Raw genomic sequence first — 6,000 nt, 5'->3', positions numbered from 1 at the left:
CCCGAGCCCGAGCGGCCGAGCAGGCCGACGATCTCGCCTTCGCGCAGCGACAGGTTCGCATCGTCGAGCACGAGCAGTTCGCCCTGCGTCTTGTTGAAGCCGCGGTTCACGTGCTCGACGCGCAGGATTTCCTCGCCGAGCCGGGGCGGCTGCAGCGGCTGGGACGTCTTGACGGGGGCGTTGATAACGGTCGAATTTTGCATCGCGCTTACTCTCAATCGAGACGGAGCCGGGATTCCGCATAGGCGTACATCGGACGCCACAGCAGGCGGTTGAACAAGGTAACGAACAAGGACATCACGGCGATGCCGAGGATGATCTTCGGGAAATCGCCGGCGGCGGTCGTTTGCGCGATATACGAGCCAAGACCGTGCGCGACGACCTTCGTGTCGCCCCACTGTACGAACTCGGACACGATGCTCGCGTTCCACGCGCCGCCCGATGCGGTGATCGCGCCCGTCACGTAGTACGGGAAGATGCCCGGCAGGATCGCCTGGCGCCACCACTGCCAGCCGCGGATGCGGAAATTCTTCGTCGCTTCCTTGTAGTCGTTCGGATAGGACATCGCGCCGGCGATCACGTTGAACAGGATGTACCACTGCGTGCCGAGCACGATCAGCGGCGACAGCCAGATATCCGCGTTCAGGTGAAAGCGGACGATCACGATCACGAACACCGGGAACAGCAGGTTCGCCGGAAACGCGGCGAGGAACTGCGCGAGCGGCTGGACCTTCTCGGCCAGCTTCGGGCGCAGCCCGATCAACACGCCGAGCGGCACCCAGATCGCCGACGCGATCGCGATCAGCACCAGCACGCGCAGCAGCGTCACGAGCCCGAGCACGAGCACGTGGCCGACCTCGGCCATCGTCACGCCGGTCGCGACGAAGCTGACGACGCGCCAGACGACGTACACCGTCAGCACGATCACGAACGCGCCCCACACGATGTCGCCGATGCGCGACGAACGGCGCGACGATGCGCCGCGCGCACGCGTGCCCTTCAGCGCCGGCAGTCGCAGTGGAATCCGCGCGGCCTGCGACAGCAGCCAGCCGGCGGGCACGAGCAACTGATGGATCAGATGCGTGCGACGCATCATGTCGAGCAGCCAGGATTGCGGCGCATCGCCCGACGCGGTGTTCTCCATCCGGAACTTGTCGGCCCATGCGACCAGCGGGCGGAACAGGAACTGGTCGTAGGCGAGGATCACGACCGACATCGCGACGATCACCCAGCCGACCGCGCCGAGATTCTTGTCCGAGATCGCCTGCGCGAGATACGCGCCGATGCCCGGCAGCGTGATCGTCTGGTTGCCGACGGTGATCGCCTCCGATGCGACGACGAAGAACCAGCCGCCCGACATCGACATCATCATGTTCCAGATCAGGCTCGGCATCGAGAACGGCACTTCCAGCTTCCAGAAGCGCTGCCACGACGTCAGGTGAAATCCGCGCGACACTTCGCTCAAGTCGCGCGGCACCGTGCGCAGCGACTGGTAGAAGCTGAACGTCATGTTCCATGCCTGGCTCGTGAAGATCGCGAAGATCGCGGCCAGCTCCGCACCGAGCACGCGCCCCGGAAACAGCGCGAGAAAGAACGTGACCGTAAACGAGATGTAGCCGAGCACCGGCACCGACTGCAGGATGTCGAGGATCGGGATCAGCACCATGCCCGCGCGGCGGCTTTTCGCGGCGAGCGTGCCGTAGACGAGCGTAAACACGAGCGACGCGACCATCGCGGCGAGCATTCGCAGCGTGGTGCGCAATGCGTATTCGGGCAGGCTCGCCGGATCGAGCGAGATCTTCTGCGTCTGCAGCACGCCGATCGGCGCCATCGTCTGGTGAAAACCGACGATCGCCATCGCCAGCACGCAGATGATCAGCGGAAACGCGACGGCATCCCAGCGGTTGGGCAGCACGCGCCACGCCGAGGCGTTCGCGGTGCGGTTCGGATCGAAACTGATATCCATCGGTAGCGTCTTGTGTCGAATTGAAAATCGATGGGTCCGGCCGCGTGCCGCGCGGCCGGGCGTCGCACCCGCGGTGCGAATCAGGACAGCCCGTGCAGTGCCCGGTATGGGATGGCCGACCGCGCGAGCGGCAGCACCGAGCCTGCCTTGACGAAACGGAGACCGGCACCGGGATGAATGCCGACATGGGCGATGCCGCCGGCAACGATCAGAAAAAACGGCGCGAGGCCGAGGGTGCGCATGCGGTGACCGACCGCATCGACTGTGTCCGTTGCCGCGAAGTTCGGCATGAAGGGCTCCGGAGAGGTGATTCGGAGTGGGAGGCTATCGGGCGGTCGTGACGCAAATGTGACGTGTCACTTACAGGACATTGACAGGTCATCCGGCGGGCGTCATGCATCGCGCCGTCGGACCCGAACACGGAGTCGATCCCGCAACGGTCGGGAATAAATGCGCCGCCTCGCCGGTATCGCATGCGAAGGCGCCGGCTTATTCCAGGACGATCCGGCCGTCCGGTTTCGTCACACGAATGCGAGGCTTACATGTCTTCATCGACCCCCACCCGCCCGTCGCGCCGCAAGGCCCTGCAGTGCATGGCCTTCGGCGGGCTCGGCACGCTGTTCACGCTGTCGGGCGGCATCCTCACCCCGTTCGACCTCGCGCTCGCGCAGACCGGCGACGCGAGCCCGGCCGACGCGGGCCGACCGCTGTTCGTGCAGATCAGCGATACGCACATCGGTTTCAACAAGGACGCGAATCCCGACGTGTCGGCCACGCTGAAGCAGACGATCGACCTCGTCAACGGGATGCCTGCGCTGCCCGCGCTGACGATCCATACCGGCGACATCACGCACCTCTCGAAGCCGGAGGAATTCGATCACGCGTCGCAGTTGCTGGCCGCGCTGCGCGTGCCGGAACTGCATACGGTGCCCGGCGAACACGACGTCACCGACGGTTCGGGCGCCGAATATTTCGGCCGATTCGGCAAGGCGTCGGACAACCGCGGCTATTACAGCTTCGACCATGCGGGCGTGCACTTCATCGGCCTCGTCAACGTGATGCACTTCAAGCCGAACGGGCTCGGCAGCTTCGGCGACGAGCAGCTCGCGTGGCTCGCACAGGATCTGAAAGGCCGCTCGTCGAGCACGCCGATCGTCGTGTTCTCGCACATGCCGATGTGGACCATCTACGAACCGTGGGGCTGGGGCACCGGCGACGCACCGCAGACGATGGCGCTGCTGCGCCGCTTCGGCTCGGTTACCGTCCTGAACGGGCACATCCATCAGATCGTGTCGAAGGTGGAAGGCAACGTGACGTTTCATACCGCCCGCTCGACCGCGTTCCCGCAGCCGACGGCCGGCAACGGCCCGGGCCCCGTCCCGCTCACGGTGCCGCACGACCGGCTGCCGTCGATGCTCGGCGTGACGACCGTCGAATTCGCAGGTCACCCGGTCGCGCCGTCGCTGCACGATGCGACGCTCGCGTGATCAAAATAAGGAGAACGACATGATCCGCTTCCAACGCGCTCGAATCGTCGCGATGCTGATCCTGTGCGGCGCGGCCGCCGGCACGCCGCCCGCCGCATCCGCGCAGGGCCCGGGCGGCCCGCTCGTGACGATCCGCAATTTCATGTTTTCGCCGATGTCGACCACGATCAAGGCCGGCACGACGATCACGTGGAAGAATCTCGACGCGGAGCCGCATACCGTCGTCAACGACGCCGGCATCTTTCATTCGAAGGCGCTCGACCAGGACGAGACGTATGCTTTCCGCTTCGACAAGCCGGGCGTCTACAAGGTGTTCTGCGGGATTCATCCGTACATGAAGGAGACGATCACCGTCGAATGACGCGGCCCGCCACGCAACGCGCGGGCGAACCACGGGCGGCAGCCGCCTGCAAAGGCCGTCGCCCCTTCGCTCGCCAGGCAGACTGATTCGCTTGCGATTCCTGCATTTTCCGTTCGATCGCTTTTCGTCACGGGCGAGCCTTGCACGCAGGCTCACCGCCCCGCTGCGCGCAGGTCCGGCGCAGTGCCGGCGACGACCGGACACGACGGCGGCAACGCCTGCCCGAACAACACGGCCAGACCGCAGGCAGACGTGAACATGCCGAGGCCGTCATGCCCGACACCCGGCACTTCGACGACCTGCTGCGCGAGATCGTCCGGATGCCGCTTCTTCAGGTAATCGAAATAGGCGAGCCCGCGCGCCAACCGGTACGGCCCCTGCGCCATCGCCGCGCACGAGCGATCGATGAAATGCGTGTAGGGATTCGTGTCGGCCTGCCCGAGCAGGTACACGACATGGCGCGCGACGTAGCGCGTCTCGAGATCGCGCACGTCCTGCGACGCAACGTAAGGCGGCGCCGATTTCAACCCGTACTTCCATTCCGTCGCGCGCGGACAGGCGCCGCCTGCAAGCGCGTCGGCATTCGGGCGTTCGTCGTCGAAATACAGGTAGCTCGACGGGTTCGCGACCACGTAGCGCACGGCGACGCCGGCCCGTGCCAGCGCATCGCCTTCGCGCCCGGTGACTGCATAACGCTGCAGCAACTGCGCGCCGGCGGAGTGACCGATCACGACGACCGTGGATAACGACGGGTACAGGCTGCGGTCGGCGAAATGCGCGAGCAGCGCGTCGAGCGCCGCGAACGAGCTGATCGGGCCCGGCTCGCGCGCCGGGTCGCCGCCCTTCCATCCTTCCTGCGTCCACGCGAGCGTCGGTGCGGGCAACGAAAACGCGCGCACGTCGGCGCGTGTCAGGAACTGCGGTGCGACCACCATCGTGCCCGCGCCGAGCGCACCGGCCTTGTCGACGACCTTGCGCCCCGTTGCGTAGTACGCGTCGGCATTGCGCAGCGTGCCGTGAATCACGATGAACACGCGCGTGACGTCGGGCGCGGCCCGGTCGAGCGGATGATCGGCGTAGACGGGCAGCATCGCGCGGCCCTGCGGCGTGTCGACGGTCACCCGTTGGTCGGCGACGGCCTTGACCGGCGCTTCGAGGCGTTCGCGCTGCGTGGGCGTGACGGCTTCGGCCGGCTGTGTGGCGGCCAGCATGCCCGCCGCCGCGCAGGCTACCGCAAGCGGCACGGCGGATGAAAGGGCTCGGGCTGCCGGCAGCGCACGCGCGGCGCGTCGGATGCGGGCAAAGGCGACGGATATGACGGACATGGCGGCAACTCGAGTGGCGGATATGACTTGAACGGCGATGGTCGCAGAATCCGTCGCGCGCTGCCGGTCCGTTGCGGAAAACGGGTCAGCCGGCCGGTTGCGCACCCGGTTCGACGTCGGCGCACGCTTCGCCCGAGCGGCGCTGCATCTGCTGCACGATGCCGGCCAGTTCGCCGATATGCGTCGGCACAGCCTGCTTGCCGGCGCGCGCCCACGCTTCGAACGACGTCATGCCGCTCACCGCGCCGACGAACGACACGCCGGCGCGCTCGGCCGCCTGCGCGTCCACTGCGTGGTCGCCGACGTAGACCGCCGCCGCGGCAGGCAGGCCCAGCCGCGCCAGTGCCTGCACGAGCCCTTCGGGGTCCGGCTTGTGGCGCTGCACGTCTTCCCCGCCGATCACCACGTCGACCCGCGATTGCAAGCCGTGACGTTCGAGAATCGCGTCGATCCGGTAGCGAAACTTGGACGACACGATCGCGACGGCGATTCCTTGCTCGCGCAACGCCGCAAGCAGCGGCGGCACTTCGGGATAGATGCGGGTGCCGGACACCATGATCTCGTCGGCGCGCGCCACGAAGTGCCGCGCGAACGCATCGGCCCGCGCCGCGCCGGTTTCGCCCGTCAACGAACGGAACATGTCCGGCAGCGGCAGCCCGATCACGGCGCCGATCTGCGCGGGCGTCGGGCCGGCGGCGCCGAGCCGGTCCAGCGCATGCTCGGTGCACGCGACGATCGCGGCGGACGAATCCGCCAGCGTCAGGTCGAAATCGAATATCACGGCCCGAACTGGCATGAAAGACTCCGTAAGCCAAGCACGATGCCACGTATGTTACGCGGGCGGCGACATGAGATCGTCGC

6 protein-coding genes and 1 pseudogene are annotated in these 6,000 nt (G+C 66.8%); 2 read left to right on the top strand and 5 right to left on the bottom strand.

Features of this window, described 5'->3' with window-relative positions:
• From WT24_RS16445 to WT24_RS16435, 3 genes and pseudogenes are all read right to left on the bottom strand, one after another.
• Positions 1 to 203 (bottom strand): annotated as a pseudogene (locus WT24_RS16445) (nitrate ABC transporter ATP-binding protein); the annotation flags it as partial.
• Between the two features lie 11 nt (positions 204 to 214).
• On the bottom strand, positions 215 to 1,966 hold the full coding sequence (locus WT24_RS16440) for an ABC transporter permease subunit (RefSeq protein ID WP_059789109.1): 1,752 nt from the start codon (positions 1,964 to 1,966) through the stop codon (positions 215 to 217).
• Between the two features lie 80 nt (positions 1,967 to 2,046).
• The gene (locus WT24_RS16435; protein ID WP_060034874.1) at positions 2,047 to 2,256 is read right to left on the bottom strand and encodes a hypothetical protein; all 210 of its coding nucleotides are present in this window, start codon (positions 2,254 to 2,256) and stop codon (positions 2,047 to 2,049) included.
• A gap of 252 nt (positions 2,257 to 2,508) precedes the next feature.
• Here WT24_RS16435 and WT24_RS16430 point away from each other — a divergent pair, with 252 nt between their 5' ends.
• Both WT24_RS16430 and WT24_RS16425 read left to right on the top strand, forming a co-directional pair.
• A complete protein-coding gene (locus tag WT24_RS16430) occupies positions 2,509 to 3,453 on the top strand; it encodes a metallophosphoesterase (RefSeq protein WP_060034871.1) in 945 nt (314 codons plus the stop codon).
• Positions 3,454 to 3,472: 19 nt separating this feature from the next.
• Positions 3,473 to 3,814, top strand: coding sequence for a cupredoxin family copper-binding protein (locus WT24_RS16425; protein WP_060034893.1), 342 nt, complete (start codon positions 3,473 to 3,475; stop codon positions 3,812 to 3,814).
• Between the two features lie 152 nt (positions 3,815 to 3,966).
• Here WT24_RS16425 and WT24_RS16420 read toward each other — a convergent pair whose 3' ends face one another.
• Positions 3,967 to 5,139, bottom strand: coding sequence for a hypothetical protein (locus WT24_RS16420; protein WP_060034869.1), 1,173 nt, complete (start codon positions 5,137 to 5,139; stop codon positions 3,967 to 3,969).
• 85 nt (positions 5,140 to 5,224) lie between these two features.
• Positions 5,225 to 5,935 (bottom strand): HAD family hydrolase, encoded by a 711-nt coding sequence (locus WT24_RS16415; protein ID WP_060034865.1) that lies wholly within the window; start codon positions 5,933 to 5,935, stop codon positions 5,225 to 5,227.
• Between the last annotated feature and the right edge of the window lie 65 nt (positions 5,936 to 6,000).

This window comes from Burkholderia sp. MSMB1078WGS (assembly GCF_001528895.1).
In the GTDB taxonomy this organism is placed as follows: Bacteria; Pseudomonadota; Gammaproteobacteria; order Burkholderiales; family Burkholderiaceae; genus Burkholderia.
The sequence above is the reverse complement of the archived record's forward strand: the minus strand, read 5'-3'. Positions and strand labels throughout refer to the sequence as shown.

Coding starts and splice junctions, on each gene's coding strand:
- WT24_RS16440 (WP_059789109.1), bottom strand. CDS start 1,966: ATGGATATCAGTTTCGATCCGAACCGCACCGCGAACGCCTCGGCGTGG.
- WT24_RS16435 (WP_060034874.1), bottom strand. CDS start 2,256: ATGCCGAACTTCGCGGCAACGGACACAGTCGATGCGGTCGGTCACCGC.
- WT24_RS16430 (WP_060034871.1), top strand. CDS start 2,509: ATGTCTTCATCGACCCCCACCCGCCCGTCGCGCCGCAAGGCCCTGCAG.
- WT24_RS16425 (WP_060034893.1), top strand. CDS start 3,473: ATGATCCGCTTCCAACGCGCTCGAATCGTCGCGATGCTGATCCTGTGC.
- WT24_RS16420 (WP_060034869.1), bottom strand. CDS start 5,139: ATGTCCGTCATATCCGTCGCCTTTGCCCGCATCCGACGCGCCGCGCGT.
- WT24_RS16415 (WP_060034865.1), bottom strand. CDS start 5,935: ATGCCAGTTCGGGCCGTGATATTCGATTTCGACCTGACGCTGGCGGAT.